The 19,483-nt window shown below is 64.6% G+C and carries 14 protein-coding genes and 3 pseudogenes; 8 read left to right on the plus strand and 9 right to left on the minus strand.

The window, feature by feature from the left end:
* From NVV79_RS19155 to NVV79_RS19165, 3 genes and pseudogenes are all read right to left on the minus strand, one after another.
* A pseudogene (locus NVV79_RS19155) lies at window positions 1-1,231 on the minus strand (sugar ABC transporter ATP-binding protein); the annotation flags it as partial.
* A gap of 204 nt (window positions 1,232-1,435) precedes the next feature.
* Window positions 1,436-2,422, minus strand: coding sequence for a rhamnose ABC transporter substrate-binding protein (rhaS, locus tag NVV79_RS19160; protein ID WP_303992818.1), 987 nt, complete (start codon window positions 2,420-2,422; stop codon window positions 1,436-1,438).
* A gap of 44 nt (window positions 2,423-2,466) precedes the next feature.
* Entirely contained in the window at window positions 2,467-3,273 is an 807-nt protein-coding gene (locus NVV79_RS19165; RefSeq protein ID WP_303992821.1) for a DeoR/GlpR family DNA-binding transcription regulator, read from the minus strand.
* A gap of 181 nt (window positions 3,274-3,454) precedes the next feature.
* Between NVV79_RS19165 and NVV79_RS19170 the strand changes: the two genes are divergently transcribed.
* Entirely contained in the window at window positions 3,455-5,554 is a 2,100-nt protein-coding gene (locus NVV79_RS19170) for a bifunctional rhamnulose-1-phosphate aldolase/short-chain dehydrogenase (RefSeq protein WP_303992823.1), read from the plus strand.
* A gap of 147 nt (window positions 5,555-5,701) precedes the next feature.
* The gene (rhaI, locus tag NVV79_RS19175; RefSeq protein ID WP_303992825.1) at window positions 5,702-6,991 is read left to right on the plus strand and encodes an L-rhamnose catabolism isomerase; all 1,290 of its coding nucleotides are present in this window, start codon (window positions 5,702-5,704) and stop codon (window positions 6,989-6,991) included.
* A 338-nt stretch (window positions 6,992-7,329) separates the two neighbouring features.
* Here the strand turns inward: rhaI and NVV79_RS19180 are convergent, their stop codons facing one another.
* Window positions 7,330-8,826, minus strand: coding sequence for a CoA-acylating methylmalonate-semialdehyde dehydrogenase (locus NVV79_RS19180; RefSeq protein WP_303992828.1), 1,497 nt, complete (start codon window positions 8,824-8,826; stop codon window positions 7,330-7,332).
* A gap of 233 nt (window positions 8,827-9,059) precedes the next feature.
* Here NVV79_RS19180 and NVV79_RS19185 point away from each other — a divergent pair.
* Window positions 9,060-9,936, plus strand: a pseudogene (locus NVV79_RS19185) (LysR family transcriptional regulator).
* Here NVV79_RS19185 and NVV79_RS19190 read toward each other — a convergent pair.
* Complete coding sequence (locus NVV79_RS19190) at window positions 9,933-10,832, minus strand: LysR substrate-binding domain-containing protein (RefSeq protein WP_303992831.1); 900 nt, start codon at window positions 10,830-10,832, stop codon at window positions 9,933-9,935. The pseudogene NVV79_RS19185 and the gene NVV79_RS19190 sit on opposite strands and share 4 nt — an antisense overlap.
* 118 nt (window positions 10,833-10,950) lie before the next feature.
* On the opposite strand from NVV79_RS19190, the gene NVV79_RS19195 reads away from it, so the two are divergent.
* From NVV79_RS19195 to NVV79_RS19205, 3 genes are all read left to right on the plus strand, one after another.
* Complete coding sequence (locus NVV79_RS19195) at window positions 10,951-11,130, plus strand: hypothetical protein (protein WP_303992833.1); 180 nt, start codon at window positions 10,951-10,953, stop codon at window positions 11,128-11,130.
* Between the two features lie 44 nt (window positions 11,131-11,174).
* A complete protein-coding gene (gene ybaK / locus NVV79_RS19200) occupies window positions 11,175-11,648 on the plus strand; it encodes a Cys-tRNA(Pro) deacylase (RefSeq protein WP_303992836.1) in 474 nt (157 codons plus the stop codon).
* A gap of 71 nt (window positions 11,649-11,719) precedes the next feature.
* Window positions 11,720-12,070, plus strand: coding sequence for a hypothetical protein (locus tag NVV79_RS19205; protein ID WP_303992839.1), 351 nt, complete (start codon window positions 11,720-11,722; stop codon window positions 12,068-12,070).
* 209 nt (window positions 12,071-12,279) lie between these two features.
* Here NVV79_RS19205 and NVV79_RS19210 read toward each other — a convergent pair whose 3' ends face one another.
* The 4 genes and pseudogenes from NVV79_RS19210 to NVV79_RS19225 all read right to left on the minus strand — a co-directional run bounded on the left by NVV79_RS19210 (window position 12,280) and on the right by NVV79_RS19225 (window position 15,559).
* Window positions 12,280-12,426: a DUF1127 domain-containing protein gene (locus NVV79_RS19210; protein ID WP_082530989.1), complete on the minus strand. Its 147-nt coding sequence runs from the start codon at window positions 12,424-12,426 to the stop codon at window positions 12,280-12,282.
* Between the two features lie 303 nt (window positions 12,427-12,729).
* Window positions 12,730-12,854, minus strand: a pseudogene (gene cydX, locus NVV79_RS19215) (cytochrome bd-I oxidase subunit CydX).
* A 9-nt stretch (window positions 12,855-12,863) separates the two neighbouring features.
* Window positions 12,864-14,012, minus strand: coding sequence for a cytochrome d ubiquinol oxidase subunit II (gene cydB / locus NVV79_RS19220; RefSeq protein WP_303992845.1), 1,149 nt, complete (start codon window positions 14,010-14,012; stop codon window positions 12,864-12,866).
* Window positions 14,009-15,559, minus strand: a complete 1,551-nt coding sequence (locus NVV79_RS19225) for a cytochrome ubiquinol oxidase subunit I (RefSeq protein WP_369684750.1) — start codon at window positions 15,557-15,559, stop codon at window positions 14,009-14,011. Before NVV79_RS19225 ends, cydB begins: the two co-directional genes overlap by 4 nt.
* A gap of 433 nt (window positions 15,560-15,992) precedes the next feature.
* Here NVV79_RS19225 and cydD point away from each other — a divergent pair, with 433 nt between their 5' ends.
* The gene (cydD, locus tag NVV79_RS19230; protein WP_303992848.1) at window positions 15,993-17,720 is read left to right on the plus strand and encodes a thiol reductant ABC exporter subunit CydD; all 1,728 of its coding nucleotides are present in this window, start codon (window positions 15,993-15,995) and stop codon (window positions 17,718-17,720) included.
* The gene (gene cydC, locus NVV79_RS19235; protein WP_303992851.1) at window positions 17,717-19,369 is read left to right on the plus strand and encodes a thiol reductant ABC exporter subunit CydC; all 1,653 of its coding nucleotides are present in this window, start codon (window positions 17,717-17,719) and stop codon (window positions 19,367-19,369) included. Before cydD ends, cydC begins: the two co-directional genes overlap by 4 nt.
* Window positions 19,370-19,483 lie beyond the last annotated feature (114 nt).

A 19,483-nucleotide genomic window follows, 5' to 3' on the forward strand; every position in this document is an offset into this window, starting at 1 on the left:
CCATTTGGCGATCACCACCTTCTGCTGGTTACCACCAGACAGCGTCGACACATTCTGGCTCAGCGACGAGGCGCGCAGGTCCAGTCGCTCGGTATAGGTCCGCGCCAGCGCAAACTCCTCCGCCATGCGCAGAAAGCCCGATTTCGACGTCTTGCCCAGCGACGGCAGCGACACATTCTTGAAAATCGGCTCGCCGGTGATGACGCCCTGCTTACCCCGCTCCTCGGGCACATAGACGATCCCGGCCTCCACCGCATCGGCTGGCGATTTCGGCGCAATCGCCTCGCCCTCCAGCGTCAGCGTGCCAGCCGAAGTCTGCGTCAGCCCGAACACGGCCTGCATCACTTCCGAGCGCCCCGCGCCCACCAGGCCATAAAAGCCCAATATCTCGCCCTTCCGCACCGCAAAGGACACGTCATCGAACTCAGTTGGATGGCTCAGCCCCTTGGCTTCCAGCACCACCGCGCCGATGGCGGCCTGGCGCGCCGGGAAAATCTGGTCCACCGAGCGGCCTACCATCAGCCGCACGATTTCGCTCTGGCTGGTCTCCCTGATCAGCCCCTTGCCCACCTGCTCGCCATCGCGGAACACGGTGTAGCGGTCGGCAATGCGGTAAATCTCATCGAATTTGTGGCTGATGAACAGGATGGCCTTGCCGTCCTGCTTGAGCAGGTCGATGAGCACATAAAGCTCCTCGATTTCCTTCTGGCTCAGCGCCGCGGTCGGCTCGTCCATGATGACGACCTGCGCGTCGATGCTCAGCGCCCGCGCCACCGCCACCAGATGCTTCTTGGCAATGCCCAGTTCCTTGAGCTTGATCCCGGCATCGATCCCGGCCGCCATGGAATCCAGCGTTTCCTGCGCCTCTTCGCGCATCTTGCGCCAGTCGATCAGCCCCAGCCGATTGCGCGGCGCATGGCCCAGATAGATATTCTCGGCCACGGTCAGTTCGTCGAACAGCACGGTTTCCTGATGGATGGCGGTAATCCCCACCGCCGAAGCCGAATGCGCCGTCGGCAGGCTCACCACCCTGCCCGCCACCGAAATCTCGCCGGCATCGGGCTGGTAGATCCCGGTCATCACCTTGACCAGGGTCGATTTCCCCCGCCCCGTTCTCCCCGATCAGTGCCGTGACCTCGCCGGCGTAAAGCTCCAGCGCCACATCATGCAGCGCCCGCACGCCGGGAAAGCTCTTGGATATGCCTGACAGGGTGAGGATGGGGTCGGTCATTGCGATTATTCCAGGGCTTAGTGCCACGCCCTCGTGGTTCGAGGCGCTGAAGAAGCGCACCTCACCATGAGGGCTACTTTTGGCATAGTGTACCAGTAGCCCTCATGGTGAGGCGGGAGCGCAGCGACCCTCGAACCACGAGGGCGTGGCACGATCCCAAGGCCACAAGATAAACCCGGCGCCGAAGCGCCGGGCCAGGTCAGATCAATAGATCTTCGAGAATTCTTCGATATTGCTCGCATCGAAGGTGAACGGCGGGGCCATGGCGCCCGAGTTCGTATCGTCCAGCGTCAGCTCGCCCATGCGGCCCATCGACAGGCTCGCGCCGGGCGCGGCTTCGCCGCCTTCGACCAGGTCATTGGCCAGCATCACGGCCGCATAACCCAGGTCGATCGGGTTCCACAGCGCCACGGCCTGGCTCGCGCCATTGTCGATGAACTGCTTGAACTCGCTCGGCAGTGCCAGCCCGGTCACGTTGACCTTGCCGATCAGGCCCTGGTCGGTCACCACCTGCGCAGCCGCCACGACGCCGACCGTGGTCGGGGCGATGATGGCCTTGAGATCGGGATAGGAGGCGATCAGGCCCTTGGCTTCGTCGGTCGACTTCACCGAGTCATCGTCGCCATAGACCACCGAGACTAGGTTGATATTGGAGAACTTTTCCGGGATGGCAGCCTTGGCGGCCTCGATCCAGGCATTCTGGTTGGTCGCGGTGGATGCGGCCGAGAGGATCGCCACGTCGCCGCCCTCGGGCAGGTAGTCGGCGGCCAGCTTGATGATGGTCTCGCCGATCAGGTCGATATCGGACGGATTGAGGTGCAACTGGCGGCCTTCGGGCGCCACGCCCGAATCCCAGGAAATCACCTTGATGCCGCGTTCCATGGCGCGCTGCAGAGCCGGCACCAGGGCGTCGGGATCATTGGCCGAAATGGCAATGGCATCCACCTGCTGGGCGATCAGCGCGTTGACCACTTCGATCTGGGCTTCCGCCGTGGCGGCGGTCGGGCCGGTATAGATCACTTCCACGTCGCCGAGTTCGGCGGCAGCTTCCTGGGCGCCCTTGTTGGCGGCGTCGAAGAACCCGTTGCCGAGCGACTTCACCACCAGCGCGATGCGCGTCTGGGCATAGGCGGGCGCGGCGAGCAGAACTGCGACGGCTGTCGTTGCAGCCAGTAACTTCAAGAGTTTCATGCGAAAATCCCTCCCTGGGATGGTTTGGTCTGTGGTCTTGTCACTCAGGCCACCGTTGCTTGCCGGTCGCTCTGAGCCGTCGTCTCCGCCACGAGGAGCCGCACGCCTGCCGTTTCCAGCATTTGGCGGTCTTCGTCGCGGATGCCGCTGTCCGATATGACAGTGGCAATTCGGTCGAGCCCGCACAGGATCAGGCTCGATCTCCCCGAAAACTTCGATGAATCCGCCAAGACGATCAGCTCGTCCGCCTGCCCGATCAGGGCCAGTTCGGATTGCACGACCATGGGGTCGGCCTCCATCAGCCCGTGGGCGCCGATGCCCTGGCAGCCGATGAACATGCGCTTGGCGTAGAAATGGCTCGCCACCACGCCACCGAAGGGCGACAGGATGACATTCTGCTCGCGATAGATCGTGCCGCCGGGAATGACGACCGAATTGCGCGAATTGTGGATCAGGAATTCGGCAATGCCGAAGCTGTTGGTGAAGACCGAGAGCCTTTTGCCGGTCAGGTGATGCACCATCTGGTAGGTCGTCGTGCCGCCATTGATGATGATGGGCTCGCCGTCATTGCACATTTCGGCCGCCATGCGCGCGATCGCCCGCTTCTGCGCAATATTGAGCGTCTCGTTCACCGAGAAGGGCCGGCCCATCAGCCCGCCCTGTGCCGGCGGCGTCAGCGCTTCGGCGCCGCCGCGCACCCGGCGCAACTGCCCCTGCACATGTAGCGCCGCGATATCCCGGCGGATCGTCGCTTCCGACGCGCCGGTGACTTCGCAGAGGTCGGCAACGGTCGCGACCGGGCGCGACTGCACGGCGGCCAATATGACGCGATGGCGTTCGGTTTCGTGCAAATGACTTCTCCCTGCCTCATTTGCTTCCATCAATTCCGGTCAGTGTCAATCACCAAAACGCCACGCCCGATCACATAGGCCGATCTATGATCATTTCTGATCGTTTGTGATTGACAGCCTTCCGGATTCTGTGGCCATGTCCGGCCAACCATCTTCAGCCTATCTCTTCGGGAGGAGTCTCATGTCCACCACAGCGCCCAAGCGCCTTGCGAACCTCTGGGACGACGCCAGGGCGGCCGCCATGAGCGAGCCCGAGCGCCTCGTCTATCGCTCCAACCTGCTCGGCTCGGACAAGCGCGTCACCAATTACGGTGGCGGCAACACCTCCTCAAAAATCTGGCAGAAGGACCCGCTGACCGGCGAAGAAGTAGAAGTCCTCTGGGTCAAGGGCTCGGGCGGCGACAGCGCCTCGATCAAGCTCGACGGCTTTTCCACCCTCTATATGGACAAGCTGCGCGCCCTGAAGGGCCTCTATCGTGGCGTCGAATTCGAGGACGAGATGGTGGGCTACCTGCCCCACGCCACCTTCAATCTCAACCCGCGCGCCGCCTCCATCGACACCCCGCTGCATGCCTATGTGAACCGCCCCTTCGTCGATCACATGCATCCCGATGCCATCATCGCCATCGCCGCCAGCAAGAACTCCAAAGAGCTGACGAAGCAAATCTTCGGCGACACGATCGGCTGGCTCCCATGGAAGAAGCCGGGCTTCGAGCTCGGCCTGTGGCTGGGCAAGTTCTGCGAGGAAAATCCCGAAGCCGAGGGCGTCGTTCTCGAGTCGCATGGTCTCTTCACCTGGGGCGACACGCCCAAGGAATGCTACGAAACCACGATTGGCATCATCAACCAGGCCATCGAGTGGTTCGAACAGCAGACCGAAGGCAAGACCATTTTCGGCGGCGCGGCCGTCACGTCGCTGCCATCAGACCAGCGCCGCGCCATCGCCGCGCGCCTGATGCCGAAAATCCGCGGCTTCATCTCCGAAGACAGTCACAAGCTGGGCCATTTCGACGACAGCGCCGCCGTGCTGGAATTCGTCAATTCCAATAACCTCCGGCCTCTTGCTGCCCTGGGCACCTCCTGCCCCGACCATTTCCTGCGCACCAAGATCCGCCCGCTGGTCATCGACTTCGACCCCGCCAAGCCGGATGTGGACGCCGTGATATCAGGCCTGGCCGACCAGATCGCCGCCTATCGCGTCGACTACCAGGCCTATTACGACCGCTGCAAACACGACAATTCGCCCGCCGTGCGCGACCCGAACGCCGTGGTCTATCTGATGCCCGGCGTCGGCATGTTCACCTTCGCCAAGGACAAGGCCACGGCCCGCATTTCCGGCGAATTCTACGTCAACGCCATCAATGTGATGCGCGGTTCGTCCACCGTCAGCGAATATCAGGGCCTGCCCGAGCAGGAAGCCTTCGACATCGAATACTGGCTGCTCGAAGAGGCCAAGCTGGCGCGCATGCCCAAGCCGAAATCCCTCGCCGGCCAGATCGCCCTGGTCACCGGCGGCGCCGGGGGCATCGGCAAGGCCACCGCCGCGCGCCTCCTGCGCGAAGGCGCCTGCGTCGTCCTCGCCGATATCGACCAGACCGCGCTCGACGACGCCACCGAGGAACTCTCCGGCGTCTTCGGCAAGGACTTCGTCCGCCCGGTCAACATCAACGTCACCCGCGAAGACCAGGTCATATCGGGCTTCGCCCATGCCGTGGTCGAATTCGGCGGGCTCGACATTCTCGTTTCCAATGCGGGCCTGGCCTCCTCCGCCCCCATCGAGGAAACCACGCTCGAGCTGTGGAACAAGAATATGGACATCCTGTCCACCGGCTATTTCCTCGTTTCCCGCGAAGCCTTCAAGGTGTTCCGTGCCCAGAAGATCGGCGGCAATGTCGTCTTCGTCGCCAGCAAGAACGGGTTGGCCGCCTCGCCCAATGCCGCCGCCTATTGCACCGCCAAGGCCGCCGAAATCCACCTCGCCCGGTGCCTGGCCCTCGAAGGCGCGGAAGCGCAGATCCGCGTCAACGTGGTCAATCCAGACGCCGTCTTGCGCGGCTCCAAGATCTGGGCCGGCGAATGGCTGGAGCAGCGCGCATCGACCTACAAGACCGACAAGGAAGGCCTGGAGGACATGTATCGCCAGCGCTCGATGCTCAAGCGCTCGGTCTTCCCGGAGGACATTGCCGAAGCCATCTACTTCTTCGCCTCGGACGCCTCGGCCAAATCCACCGGCAACATCATCAACGTCGACGCGGGCAACGCCCAGAGCTTTACACGGTAAAAAGGGGAAGAGCCCCCTCATCCGGCGCTACGCGCCACCTTCTCCCACGAGGGGAGAAGGTCCCGACTGGGAGTTCAGGGTGATCCCCTTCTCCCCTCGTGGGAGAAGATGCCCGAAGGGCGGATGAGGGGGTCTAAGGGAGGCACAATGACCGAAGCAATCATCGACCAATCCACCATCGAGGCCGAAAACGCCAGACGCATGGCGGACCTCCATGTCGACTACGACACCCTCGGCGAACGTCTCGACCGCCGCGGCGTCGATATCGACGCCATCAAGGCAAAAGTCGCCGCCTTCAACGTCGCCGTGCCCTCCTGGGGCGTCGGTACCGGCGGCACGCGCTTTGCCCGTTTCCCCGGCAAGGGCGAGCCGCGCGATATCTTCGACAAGATCGAGGATTGCGCCGTCATCTCCCAGCTCACGCAGGCGACCCGCACGGTGTCCCTCCATATCCCATGGGACAAGGCCGATCCGAACCGCCTGAAGCAGGCCGCCAGCCGCTTCAACCTCGGCTTCGATGCGATGAATTCCAACACCTTCGCCGATGCGCCCGGCCAGCTCCAGAGCTACAAGTTCGGCTCGCTCTCAGCCGCCGACAAGGCGACGCGCGACCAGGCCATCGAGCATAATCTGGAATGTATCGAGATCGGCCAGACCATCGGCTCCAAGGCGCTCACCGTCTGGATCGGCGACGGCTCCAACTTCCCCGGCCAGGTGAATTTCACCCGGCAGTTCGAGCACTACCTGGACTCGATGAAGTCCATCTACTCTGCCCTGCCCGATGACTGGCGCATCTATACCGAACACAAGATGTATGAGCCGGCCTTCTATTCCACCGTCGTGCAGGACTGGGGCACCAATTACCTCATCGCCAAGGAGCTGGGCGACAAGGCCTATTGCCTGGTCGACCTCGGCCACCACGCGCCCAACGTCAATATCGAGATGATCGTCGCCCGCCTCGCCCAGTTCGGCAAGCTCGGCGGCTTCCACTTCAACGACAGCAAATATGGCGACGACGATCTCGACGCCGGCTCCATCGATCCGTTCCGCCTGTTCCTCGTCTTCAACGAACTGGTGGATGCCGAAAGCCGCGACCCGGCTTTCCACCCGGCCCACATGCTCGACCAGTCGCACAATGTCACCGACCCCATCGAGTCGCTGATGCTGTCGGCTGCCGACGTGCAGCGCGCCTATGCCCAGGCCCTGCTGGTCGATCGCGCCACCCTCAAGGCGGCGCAGGAGGGCAACGACGCCCTCGCCGCCACCCAGGCTTTGCGCCTGGCCTATCGCACCGATGTCGAACCGATCCTGGCCACGGCGCGTATGGAACAGGGCGGCGCCATCGACCTCCTCGCCACCTACCGCGCCGCCGGCTACCGCGCCAAAGTCGCGGAGGTCCGTCCCGAAGTCGCAGCCGGGTCGAGCGGCATCGTCTAGAAATTTCCGACGCACCTCCCCGCGCTGGAAATAAAGAGGCCCGGTGAGCAATCACCGGGCCTCTCGTTTTGATCACCGCACCCGCAGTCGTCACCCCTCGCCCCTTGTGGGAGAGGGATAGGAAATCCTCGTTCAGAGGATTTTCGAGGGTGAGGGTTCTGCGTCATCCCATGCTTCACCGCCAGCGGGTTGCTCCGTGCCCTCTCATCCGCCCTTCGGGCACCTTCTCCCACGAGGGGAGAAGGGGAGCCCAACCGCGGGCGCCGGCGCTCGATGCTAACAGTCCGCTAACATTAGCGACCCTTCTGCTAACGCCTCCGCATAAACCCGCCTTATGCCTACTTCATCGTCGGAAACTGGAACTCCGCCCCATCCTTGATGCCGCTCGGCCAGCGCGTCGTCACCGTCTTCATCTTGGTCCAGAACTGCATGGAATCCGTGCCATACTGATTCAAGTCCCCAAACGAACTCGCCTTCCAGCCGCCGAAGCTGTGATAGGCCACCGGCACCGGAACCGGCACGTTCACCCCCACCATGCCGACATTGACCCGCGAAGCGAAATCGCGCGCCGCATCGCCGTCGCGAGTGAAGATGGCCACGCCGTTGCCGTAGGGATTTTTCGACGGCAGCTCAAGGGCTTCCTCATAGTTCTTCGCGCGCACCACCGACAGGACCGGCCCGAAAATCTCTTCCCTGTAGATGTCCATATCCGTGGTCACATGGTCGAACAGGCACGGCCCGACGAAGAAGCCATTCTCATAGCCCTGCAGCGAGAAACCGCGCCCGTCGACCACCAGCGTGGCGCCCTGCTCCACGCCCTTATCCACCAGCCCGAGCACCCGTTGCTTGGCCGCCGCCGTCACCAGCGGCCCCATTTCCGAAGCCCGGTCGGTATAGGGTCCGACCTTGAGCTTTTCGATCCGCGGCAGCAGCGCCGCGATGATCTTGTCGGCCGTCGCATCGCCTACCGGCACCGCCACCGAGACCGCCATGCAGCGCTCGCCCGCCGCGCCATAACCTGATCCCATCAGCGCGTCGGCGGCCTTTTCCATATCGGCATCGGGCATGATGATCATGTGGTTCTTGGCGCCGCCAAAGGCCTGCACGCGCTTACCATTTGCCGCCGCCGTGGCGTAGACATAGCGGGCGATCGGGGTCGAGCCGACAAAGCTCACCGCCGAGATCGCCTCGTGTTCCAGAATGCCGTCCACCGTCTCCTTGCCGCCCTGCACCACATTGAGTACCCCCTTGGGCAGGCCGGCCTCGAGGGCCAGTTGCGCCAGTCGCACCGGCACGGAGGGGTCGCGTTCCGACGGCTTGAGGATGAATGCATTGCCCGAAGCAATGGCCGGCGACAGCATCCAGAGCGGGATCATGGCCGGAAAGTTGAACGGGGTTATCCCCGCACCAATGCCCACGGGCTGGCGCATGGAATACATATCTATCCCCGGCCCTGCGCCCTCGGTGTAAGCTCCCTTGAGCAGGTGCGGGGCGCCGGCCACGAATTCGGCCACTTCCAGCCCGCGCAGCACATCACCCTTGGCATCATCGAAGGTCTTGCCATGTTCGGCACTCAGCAGTTCGGCCAGTTCGTCCATATGCTGGTTGAGCAAGGCGACATAGTTGAAGAACACCCGCGCCCGGCGCTGCGGGTTGGTCGCTGCCCATGCCGGCTGCGCCGCGGCGGCCGAAGCCACGGCGGCTTCAAGGTCGGCCGGCGTCGCCAGCGCCACGCGCGCCTGCACCTCGCCGGTGGCGGGGTTGAACACATCCTGAAACTGCGTGCTGGAACCTGATGTTTCGACGCCGTCGATAAAATGGCCAATGGTGCGCATGAGGCTCTCCTTGTTTGGATATCCTCATCGCGCTATAAATTCAGATGTTCAACGCGATAGATTTCGCATCTGTTGTGCGGAAATTATAGTTATATACCCCCTCCCAACCTCCCGCTGATAGGGGGAGGAGCAGATCGAGCTTGTGGCACGACCTCGCCACATCCACCGGTCGGATTCCTCCCCCTATCAGGGGAGGCTAGGAGGGGGTACCCCCTAAAACCCAAGAGATTCCAATGAACTGGGACGACATCCGCATCTTCCTCGCCGTCGCCCGCAGCGGCCAGATTCTCGGCGCCGCCCGCAGTCTGAACCTCAACCATGCCACCGTCGCCCGCCGCCTCACCGCGCTCGAAACCGCGCTCGGCAGCACGCTGTTCACCCGCCGCACCAACGGCTCCGACCTGTCACCCAGCGGCGAGCGCTTCCTCGTCCATGCCGAGGCCATGGAAAGCGCCATGCTGGCGGCCAGCGAGATCCGCCGGGGCCGACAGCCTGATCGACGGCACCGTTCGCGTCGGCGCGCCTGACGGGTTCGGCGTCGCCTTCCTCGCCCCGCGCCTGGGCGAACTCACCGAGCGTCATCCCGGCCTGCGGATCGAGCTGGTCCCGGTCCCCCGCGCCTTCTCGCTGTCCCGCCGCGAGGCCGATATTGCCGTCACCCTCGAGCGCCCGCGCGAAGGCCGGCTGGTCGCCCGCAAACTCACCGATTACCGGCTAGGCCTCTACGCCTCGCAATCCTATCTCGACAGCAACGGCACCCCGGCCAGCCTCGCCGATCTCGCCGCCCATCGCCTCGTCGGCTATGTCGAAGACCTGCTCTATACGGCCTCGCTCGACTACACCGCCGAATTCCTCAAGGGCTGGCATTCCAGCCTCGCCGTCTCCTCGGCCATGGGCCAGACCGAGGCGGTGCGTGCCGGCGCCGGCATCGGCATTCTCCACGCCTTCATGGCCGGCCGCGACACCGGCCTCGTTCCCGTGCTACCCGCCCACACGCTGACCCGCAGCTACTGGACCGTCATGCATGAAGACCTGCGCACTATCCGCCGCGTGGCGCTGGTGGCCGATTTCCTGAGCGAGATCGTCGCGCGGGACAAGGCGATGTTCTAGCTGCCCGGCTTGGCCCGCAGCGGCTCCGTGGCCGGCACGATCCAGTCGCGAAACGCCTTGATCTTGGGCGAATTGCGCCGCGCTTCGGGATAGACGAAATAGTAGCCGTGGCCGTCCCAGCCGAGAATGTCGAAGGGCTGCACCAGGCGGCCGCTGGCCACTTCGTCGCCATAGAAGGCCGGCGTCACCATGGCCACGCCGCGCCCGGCAATGGCCGCCGCAACCTCCAGCGTCTGCGATCCAAGCCGGCTGAAGGGTCGGCTGGGCCGAACGGGCATTGAGACACCCGCCAATTCCAGCCAGGCACAAAGCCAGGGATCGTCAGGCGTGATCTGGGGCACGCGCAGCAGGTCGGCCGGCTCGCGGACCTGGTATTCCTGCACCAGGCGCGGGCTCAGCATCGGCGCGAATTCAGCCTTGACCAGCAGGTGCCAGACCAGTCCGGGCGCTGGCTTGCTGGTCGCCCTGATGCCGGCATCGAATTCCTCGCCGGAAAAATCCACCAGATGCGCCGAACTTTCGACGCGCACCGCGATGTCAGGGTTGGCCAGTTGAAACAGGCCGATATTGGCGGCCAGCCAGTGGCTGGCAAAGGTCGGCACCGAGCTCAGGCTCAGCAGTCCCTCCACCCTTCCGCGCGAGGCGGCGAAAGCGTCGCGCAGGGTCTCGAAGGCCGTGCTCACATCGGGCGCCAGCCGCGCCCCGGTCTCGCTCAGCGCAATCTGCCGCGGCTTGCGCAGGAAGAGCGGCGCCCCCACGCGCTCCTCCAGGATCTTGATCTGATAACTCACCGCCGCCTGCGTCATGCCCAGCTCGTCGGCGGCTTTGGTGAAGCTCAAATGCCGCGCCACGGCCTCGAAGGCGCGAATGGCGGTCAGCGGCGGCAGGCTGGACATGGATCAAATCTCCTTATGCCTCGTTATCGAGCTTTAGTTGGAATTCCGGCCTGCTACCAGCCATTTTTAGGGCATGGAACATAAAGCAGGAGGCAGCCCCATAAGGCTGCTTATCGAAATGAACGCCATTGCCAGACCGCTGATTGCCGCCTTTCACCTGCCCCGCTGGAGCGTGCCGCGCCCATTCGGCGCTGCCCATCGCCGCCGCCGGACCACGATCGACCTGATCCATTCCTCGCCGCATCTGCTGCGCGATATTGGCGTCACCGACCACAACATCACCAGTCGGGGGCGGTAGCGGAGAGCCTTTGCCGCGCGCCTTTCTTTGGCTAAAACCACCACATGTCCAAGACCACGCCCGCCACGCTCGCCCTCACCAAAGCCGGCATCGCCTTCGCCACCGCCACCTATGACTACGATCCCGCGGCCGACCGGGTCGGGTTGCAGGCCGCCGAGGCGATGGGGGTTTCGCCCTCCATCGTGCTCAAGACACTGATGGCCGAGGTCGATGGCAAGCCGGTCTGCGTTGTCGTGCCCTCCGACGAGGAGGTGAACATGAAAAAGCTCGCGGCAGCTTTCGGCGGCAAGTCGGCCCATATGATGAAACCATCAGATGCCGAGCGGCTCACCGGCTACAAGGTGGGCGGCATCAGCCCGTTCGGCCAGAAAAAGCCCGTGCCGACCGCCGTCGAAGAACTGGCGACGCTGGAAGACGAAATCTTCCTCAATGGCGGGCAACGCGGCTTGCAGATCCGCATGAAGCCCGACGACCTGGTTGCGGCTTTGGGCGGCAAGGCGGCCGATCTCATCCGCTGACTACCCCTGTTCGGGGATAGCATCCTCCCCCACAGATCCTAATGTCCCCCCATCCTTGGAGGGACATTTTCATGAACAAGCTTCTTGCCGCCGGCCTGTCGGCCGCGATGGCCGTGACGCTGGCCGGCTGCAGCGTAACCGGCGGCGACCTGATCCGGCCGGGCGAACCGACAGCGACCCTCATCATCGTCAACGGCAGCTATGGCTATCTCGACGCCATCGTCATTTCCGACTGCAACAACTTCACCTACGGCTTCAACCGCCTGTCCGATGGCGACTCCATCCCGCCCGGCGGTGCCCGCAGCTTCACCCTCTCGGCCGGTTGCTGGGATGTGGGTGGCGGCGAGTTCGGCGGTGGCGAAGCCTATGAACGCATGACATTGAGCGCCGGCAGCGTGACGCGCTTCACCATCACGGACTGAGGCCCGGAAGCATCTCTCCCACCAGCCGTCACCCTTGGGCTTGACCCGAGGGCGTTGCACTTGACGAGCGCTCTGCAAGTGAAGAGCCCTCGGGTCAAGCCCGAGGGTGACGATCTGTATTGGGGAGTATCTGGAACCGACTCCCAAACAGACAAAAGGCGCCCGAATGGACGCCTTCATCTCAAGTCTGATTGGTCGGCTTGGACCGCTTAGCGGGCCAGGGCGCCGCGAGCGATGTTCTTGATATCGCCCTTGGTGATGCCGAGATCGTTCAACTGACGCTGATCGAGGGCGCTGAGTTCGCGCATGGTGCGCTGGTACTGAGCAAACTGGGCAAGGCGCTGACGGATGTTCATTTTCGGTTCCCCTTCGTTTTGATGACCCTTATCTATAGTCGTCGGGTCGTGATTAGAAGATGGACTCTTTGCACATCCGTTATGCACTAGGTGCACGTTAAAGAGGCAGATCGTTCAGGCTCGCTTCAGCCGGCAAGAGTCAAAGAACTGTCATATCCAGCCGCAATACGCTGATTTGTATAGCGAAAATGGATCAAACTGCCGCAATTACATCCTTAACCGATTTTTGACCATCCGGTCAGCGCCATGCGCCTGACGTATCCCGCCTTCAGCCAAATTCGCGCAATCCAGCCGGAGGCTGCCCTAGCGCTGGCCCGGCTCGGCTTCCTCGGCGATGCGCCGGTCTTCGCGCAGCTCGAACCACATCGCGTTGAGAATGGCGAAGGAACAGGCCAGCCCGAGGCCCAGGATCAAGAGAAATACCACATAGCGGTCTCCTAATAGGCGTTGGGGTTCTTTTCGAGCGACTGCGTGCTCACCGTGCCGCGCATCACGCGGAACACCCAAGCGGTATAGAGCAGGATGATCGGCAGGAAGAAGACCGTCACCAGCAGCATGATGAACAGGGTCAGGTGGCTCGACGAGGCATCCCACAGGGTCAGGCTGGCTTCCGGCACCGTCGAGGACGGCAGCAGGAACGGGAACAGCGACAGCCCCGCCGTGGCGACGATGCCAAATATGGCGACGCTCGATGCCAGCAGCGTCACCAGTCGCAGCCGCGCCTGCAGGCCGATTACCGCGCCGGCCAGCCCGGCAAAGCCGAGTACCGGCCCGGCAATCATCCAGGGATGGAGCCCGTAATTGGCGAGCCACCCGCCGCGGGTCAGCTCCACACTCTTGCCCAGCGGATTGATGGCGGCATTGCCGTCCACCGCGCTGGTAATGGCATAGCCATCGATGCCGAAGGCGATCCACACGCCCGCCAAGGCGAACAGCAGGATGGTCGCGATGCCGGACAGCGAGCCATAGGTCCGCGCCCGTTCGGCCAGCGGTCCGGTGGTCCGGCCGGCAATGACGGCGGCGCCCTGCGTCACGATCATGCCCAGGCTCACCAGCCCGCACAGCAGGGCGAAGGGCGTCAGCAGCATGAAGAAGTTGCCGGTATAGAAGGCGCGCATCGTGCCATCGACATGGAAGGGCGCCCCGAGCAGCACATTGCCCACCGCCACGCCGAAAATCAGCGAAGGCACGAAGCCGCCGATGAACAGCGCCCAGTCCCAGGTGGCGCGCCAGCGGTCATCCTTGACCTTGCTGCGGAACTTGAATCCCACCGGCCGCAGGATCAGCGCCAGCAGGATCACGATCATGGCGAGGTAGAAGCCCGAAAAGCTTACCGCATAGAGCGGCGGGAAGGCCGCGAAGATCACCCCGCCGCCCACGATCAGCCATACCTGGTTGCCTTCCCAGGTCGGTCCGACCACGTTCAGCAGCACGCGCCGTTCCGCATCGGTGCGGGCGGCGAAGGGCAGCAGCGTGCCCACACCGAGGTCGCGCCCGCCCATGATGGCGAAGCCGATCAGCAGGATACCCAGCAGCAGCCACCAGATGAGGCGCAGGGTTTCGTAGTCCAGCGGAATGGTGCTCATGATCCGAGCTCCTTGTTGGCTGATGTGGCCGGCAAAGCGGCGACGACATAGTCCTCGTCATTGTCCTCATCGGCGGAGAAGAGCTTGTCCTGCGGCCCGGCCTTGATGATCTTGACCATGAGGATGATCATGATGACCAGCAGGACCGAATAGAGCGCCACGAAGAAGCTCAGCGAGATCACCAGGTCCCAGAAATGGAGGCCCGATGCCGCGTAGAAGGTGGGCAGCACGCCTTCCACCACCCAGGGTTGTCGCCCGAATTCGGCGATGAACCAGCCGCTTTCGATGGCGATCCAGGGCAAAGGCAGCAGGAAGACGCTGAACCACAGCAGCGGCTTGTTGGTTTCGAGCCAGCCGCGCGAGGCCCGGTAGAACCACAGTGCGAAAAAGCCGATGAAGAAGAAGCCCAGCCCCATCATGATGCGGAAGGTCCAGAACAATGGCCACACGCCGGGCACGGTATCGGCCGCCGCCTGCGCGATCTCGGCGTCGGTCGCATTGCCGACATCCTCGCGATAGCGCTTGAGCAGCAGGCCATAGCCCAGGTCGGCCCAGTGTTCGTCGAACAGGGCGCGCGCGTCGGCATTGGTCCCGTCGGCGCGGATCTCCTGCAGGGCGTCATAGGCGATCATGCCCGAGCGGATGCGCGTCTGCGCATGCCCGACCAGTTCGTCGATGCCCGGCAGTTCCTCATTGAGCGAGCGGGTGGTGATCAGGCCGCCGACCCAGGGCACCTGGATGGAAAAGCTCGGCGCGCCGCCATCGGGGCCGGGAATGGCGAAGATGGTCCAGGGCGCCGGGGCCGGCTCGGTGTGATAGCTGGCCTCCATGGCCGCGATCTTCATCTTCTGGTGCTCGGTCGCGATATAACCGCTCTCGTCGCCGAGCACGACCACCGACAGGGCCGAGGCCAGCCCGAAACTGGCTGCGACCACCATGGAGCGCTTGGCCAGCTCCACATGCTTGCCGCGCACCAGGAACAGGCACGAAATGGCGAAGATGAAGACCGCGCCGCAGACATAGCCGGCGCTGACCGTATGCACGAACTTGGCCTGCGCCACCGGATTGAACAGCACCGCCACGAAATCGGTGACTTCCATGCGCATCGTGTCGGGGTTGAACTTCGAGCCGACCGGGTTCTGCATCCAGCCATTGGCGATCAGGATCCACAGCGCCGAGAAGTTGGCACCCAGCGCCGTCAGCCAGGTCACGGCCAGATGGCCCACCTTGCTCAGCCGGTCCCAGCCGAAGAAGAACAGCCCGATAAAGGTGGCTTCGAGGAAGAAGGCCATCAGCCCCTCGATGGCCAGCGGCGCGCCGAACACGTCGCCCACATAGTGGCTGTAATAGCTCCAGTTCATGCCGAACTGGAATTCCATGACCACGCCGGTGGCCACACCCATGGCGAAGTTGACGCCGAACAAGGTCCCCCAGAACAGGGTCGCCTTGCGCCAGACGTCGCGCCCGGTCATCACATAGACGCTTTCCATGATGGCCATCATTACGCTGAGGCCAATGGTCAGCGGCACGAAGATGAAGTGATACATGGCGGTGGCCGCGAATTGCCACCCGCGAGTTCGACGACGGTCATGTCGATCATGGCGATACTGCCTCTATGCCTGGCAGCGCCCGAGTCGCCGCCGTCACTGCGCACTCTATGCGACACCAGACTCGCCCATGCCTTGATATAGATCAAGGGTAGTCCGCGACGTTTCGTTATGGTGCGATGTACCAACAGACCTCATGGTGAGCCTGCCGAACCACGAGGTCGTGCCACTGGATTGCTCATAGTGACCATCGCCGTTCCCACCGCAGCATCGACGCGTGTGACTCCACCCCACCCTCAATCCCTCCCCATCGAGGGGAGGGAGGCGCAGGCTGAGGCGCCAGTGTTCATCGTCTCCCTCCCCTTGTGGGGAGGGATCAAGGGTGGGGGTGGTTTGGCCCCGATATCTCGCACATGGTCACGAGGGAGATATCGTGACCGACACCGATCGTCACAATGCCAAGACCCTCTCCAGCCTCCGCCAGCACGGCGGACCGTGGCTCTGGCTGTCCATCCTCGCCCCGCTCACTGCCGGCGCCCTCCTCGTCTGGCAGGCCTGGACACTCGCCGCCGTGCTCGGCAGCGCCATAGAAACCGGCGCCGCCCTGGATACGCTCACACCGGGCATCGCGCTCATCCTCGCTTTGCTGCTCGCCCGCGCCGCCCTCGCCGCCATTGGCGACCGTGCCGGCACGGCGGCGGCCGAGGCCATCAAGGCCCAGCTCCGCGCCACGCTCTTCTCGCATCTGCTGGCCCGCTCGCCCCGCGCCGCCGAACAGCCGCAATCGGGCGCTGCCTCCGCCGCTATCGTCGACCAGGTCGAAGCGCTCGACGGCTTTTTCGCGCATTACCTGCCCGCCATGATTCAGGCCGCCGTGCTGCCCATTGCCTTTGGCGCCATCATCCTGCCGCTCGACTGGCTGGCTGGCCTGCTGTTTCTCGTCACCGCGCCGCTGATCCCGGTCTTCATGGCGCTGGCCGGCTGGGGCGCGCAGATCGCGACCGACAGGCAGGCCCGCGCCCTCAGCCTGCTCACCGGCCGCTTTGCCGACCGGCTGCGCGGGCTCGTCACCCTCAAGCTGTTCGGCCGCGCCGAGGCCGAAACGGCAGGCATCGTCGCCGCCAGTGACGAATTGCGCCGCCGCACCCTGCGCGTGCTGCGCATCGCCTTCCTCTCCTCGGCCGTGCTCGAATTCTTCGCCGCCCTCGGCGTCGCCGGCATCGCCCTTTATGTCGGGCTGACCTTCATCGACTACCTGCATCTACGCGCAAGCCCGCTGACGCTCGAACTCGGCCTCTTCCTGCTGCTGATGGCGCCCGAGGTCTACAATCCCCTACGCCTGCTCGCCGCGCATTATCACGACCGCGCCGCCGCCAAATCCGCCATCGGCGAGATCGAAGCCCAGCTCGGCAAGCTGCCCGAAGCCCCCGCCCCGCTCGCCGACATAAAACCCATGCCAGGCACCGGCCCCATCGGCCTCACCGCCACCGGTCTTACCCTGCGCACACCCGACGCCGCCCGCGTCATCCTCGCCAATGCCGACCTCACCATCGCGCCCGGCGACCATGTCGCCCTGCTCGGCCCCAGCGGCATCGGCAAATCCACCCTGCTCGAAGCCGTGGCCCGGCTCAGGATCCACGAAGGCGAGATCGCGCTGGATCGCCGCCCCCTCGCCGACTGGCCGGAAGCCGAATTGCGCGCCCGCGTCACCATGCTGGGCCAGAAGCCGCGCATCTTTGCCGGCTCCATTGCGCACAATATCGCCCTCGCCCGCCCCGGCGCCTCCACCAGCGACATCCGCCACGCGGCCGAGCGGGCCCATGTCGCCCCCTTTGCCGATGCCCTGCCCGATGGTCTCGATACGATCCTGGGCGAAGGCGGACTTGGTCTCTCCGGCGGACAGGCGCAGCGCATTGCCCTGGCCCGTATCTATCTGCGCGACGCGGGCCTGATCCTGCTCGATGAGCCCACCGCCCATCTCGATGCCGAACTGGAGCAGGCCGTCCTCGACGACCTCAAATCCTATGCCCGCGGCCGCACGCTTGTTATCGCCACCCATTCGCTTGCCGTCGCCGCCCGCATGGGCAGGGCCTGGCGCATAGCTGGCGAGGCATTGCTGCCGACGCCCCTGCCCGCCCGCAAGGGAAAGGGTGTCGCATGAAAGCGCTCCTCGCCTTCCGCAGCCTGTTCCTGAGCCAGGTCCGAGGGTTTACCCTGGCGCTGATCCTCTCGCTGGTCACCCTGGCTGCCGGCATCGCCCTGCTCGGCACATCCGGCTGGTTCATCACCGCAGCCGCGCTCACGACGGCCGGCCTCGCCTTCAACCTCTTCGTGCCCTCCTCGCTGGTGCGCGGCTTTTCCTTCATCCGCATCCTGGCCCGCTACGGCGAGCGCCTCAGCGGCCATGACGCCACCTTGCGCCTGCTGTCCGGCCTGCGCGGCTGGCTGTTTGCCCGCCTGTTCCCGCGGCTGCCGCTGGCCGATCGCAGCCTGCGCCACGGCGATCTCGTCAGCCGCCTCACATCGGATGTCGATGCGCTCGACACCGCCTTCCTCGTCGCCATCGGCCCCATAGCGGCCGCCCTCGTCATCGGCGCAGCCTTGACCGCTCTGCTCGCCTGGCTGCTGCCCGGTGCCGCATGGCTCTACGGCTTCTGCTACGGCGTCGCCGTGCTGGTGGTTCCGACCGGCCTTGTCCTCACCAGTCGCGCCGCCGGCAATGCCGTGGTCCAGCGCGCCGCCGATGCCCGCGCCGCGGTGCTCGACGGCATCGAAGGCCATGCCGATCTCACCGTCTTCGGCGTGCTCGGCACGGCGCAATCCGGCTTCGCCGCGACCAGCCGGCACCTCGCCGCGGTCAGGGGACGCCTCTCGACGCTGACCGCGATTGCCGGCTTTGCCGTCCAGGCCCTCGCGGCGCTGGCGCTGGCCGGTTCGCTCTGGCTCGGTCTCAGCGCCTTTGCTGCCGGTGCCATCGACGGCCCCGTCCTCGCCGGCCTGCTGCTGGCCATAGCGGGTAGTTTCGAGGCCACCAGCACAATCGTCCGCAGCGTCGGCAAGCTGACCACCGCCATGGCCGCCGCCGAACGCCTCACCGCCATCGCCGAAGCCCCGCCCGCCATCGTGGATCCGGCCACCCCCGCCGCCCTCCCGGCCGATACCACCTTGGCGCTGACCGGTGTCACCTTCGGCTATGGCGGCCCGCCGGTGCTTGATAATCTCGACCTCGCCGTGGCCATCGGCGAACACATCGCCATTACCGGCCCCAGCGGCAGCGGCAAATCTAGCCTGCTGGCCCTGCTGCTGCGCCTCGCCGATCCGCAATCTGGCCGCATCACCCTGGGCGGCACCGCCCTGCCCACGCTACGGCAGGCTGATATTCATGCCAGTGTGGCCCTGCTCAGCCAGCACAGCCCGCTGTTCAACGACACGATCCGCGCCAACCTGCGCATCGCCCGCCCCGATGCCGATGACGACGCTCTCTGGGCCGCCCTCGCCGCTGCCGGCATCGGCGACTTCGTCCGCGCCCTGCCCGCCGGTCTCGATACGATGGTGGGTGAAGGCGGCCGCACCGTCTCGGTCGGCCAGGCCCGCCGCCTCTGCCTCGCCCGCGTGCTGCTGTCGCCGGCCAAAATCCTGCTGCTGGACGAACCCACCGCGGCGCTGGATCGCCCCGCCGAAGTGGCATTCTTCGAAACCCTGCATCAGGCCGCGCAGGACCGGACGGTGATCGTGGTCACCCACGCCGCCATTCCTGATGGGACAATGGACCGTGTCCTGACGCTCCGGAATGGGGCGCTCACCTCCTAGGGGGGAAGCCTGCCCGGTGGACGATGTAATATTGGATCACTTACGTCGCCCATGCGCCTCCCTCCCCTTGATGGGGAGGGATCGAGGGTGGGGTGACGGGAGCCACCAGAAAAG

Source organism: Devosia ginsengisoli, assembly GCF_024707105.1.
GTDB classification, from domain to species: Bacteria; Pseudomonadota; Alphaproteobacteria; order Rhizobiales; family Devosiaceae; genus Devosia; species Devosia ginsengisoli_A.

Bases quoted from the DNA above. Each gene is read 5' to 3' on its own strand.
- NVV79_RS19180 (WP_303992828.1), bottom strand. From the start codon at position 8,826: ATGCGCACCATTGGCCATTTTATCGACGGCGTCGAAACATCAGGTTCC.
- NVV79_RS19195 (WP_303992833.1), top strand. From the start codon at position 10,951: ATGAACGCCATTGCCAGACCGCTGATTGCCGCCTTTCACCTGCCCCGC.
- NVV79_RS19205 (WP_303992839.1), top strand. From the start codon at position 11,720: ATGAACAAGCTTCTTGCCGCCGGCCTGTCGGCCGCGATGGCCGTGACG.
- NVV79_RS19225 (WP_369684750.1), bottom strand. From the start codon at position 15,559: ATGTATCACTTCATCTTCGTGCCGCTGACCATTGGCCTCAGCGTAATG.
- NVV79_RS19210 (WP_082530989.1), bottom strand. From the start codon at position 12,426: ATGAACATCCGTCAGCGCCTTGCCCAGTTTGCTCAGTACCAGCGCACC.
- rhaS (WP_303992818.1), bottom strand. From the start codon at position 2,422: ATGAAACTCTTGAAGTTACTGGCTGCAACGACAGCCGTCGCAGTTCTG.
- cydB (WP_303992845.1), bottom strand. From the start codon at position 14,012: ATGAGCACCATTCCGCTGGACTACGAAACCCTGCGCCTCATCTGGTGG.
- ybaK (WP_303992836.1), top strand. From the start codon at position 11,175: ATGTCCAAGACCACGCCCGCCACGCTCGCCCTCACCAAAGCCGGCATC.
- cydC (WP_303992851.1), top strand. From the start codon at position 17,717: ATGAAAGCGCTCCTCGCCTTCCGCAGCCTGTTCCTGAGCCAGGTCCGA.
- rhaI (WP_303992825.1), top strand. From the start codon at position 5,702: ATGACCGAAGCAATCATCGACCAATCCACCATCGAGGCCGAAAACGCC.
- NVV79_RS19190 (WP_303992831.1), bottom strand. From the start codon at position 10,832: ATGTCCAGCCTGCCGCCGCTGACCGCCATTCGCGCCTTCGAGGCCGTG.
- NVV79_RS19170 (WP_303992823.1), top strand. From the start codon at position 3,455: ATGTCCACCACAGCGCCCAAGCGCCTTGCGAACCTCTGGGACGACGCC.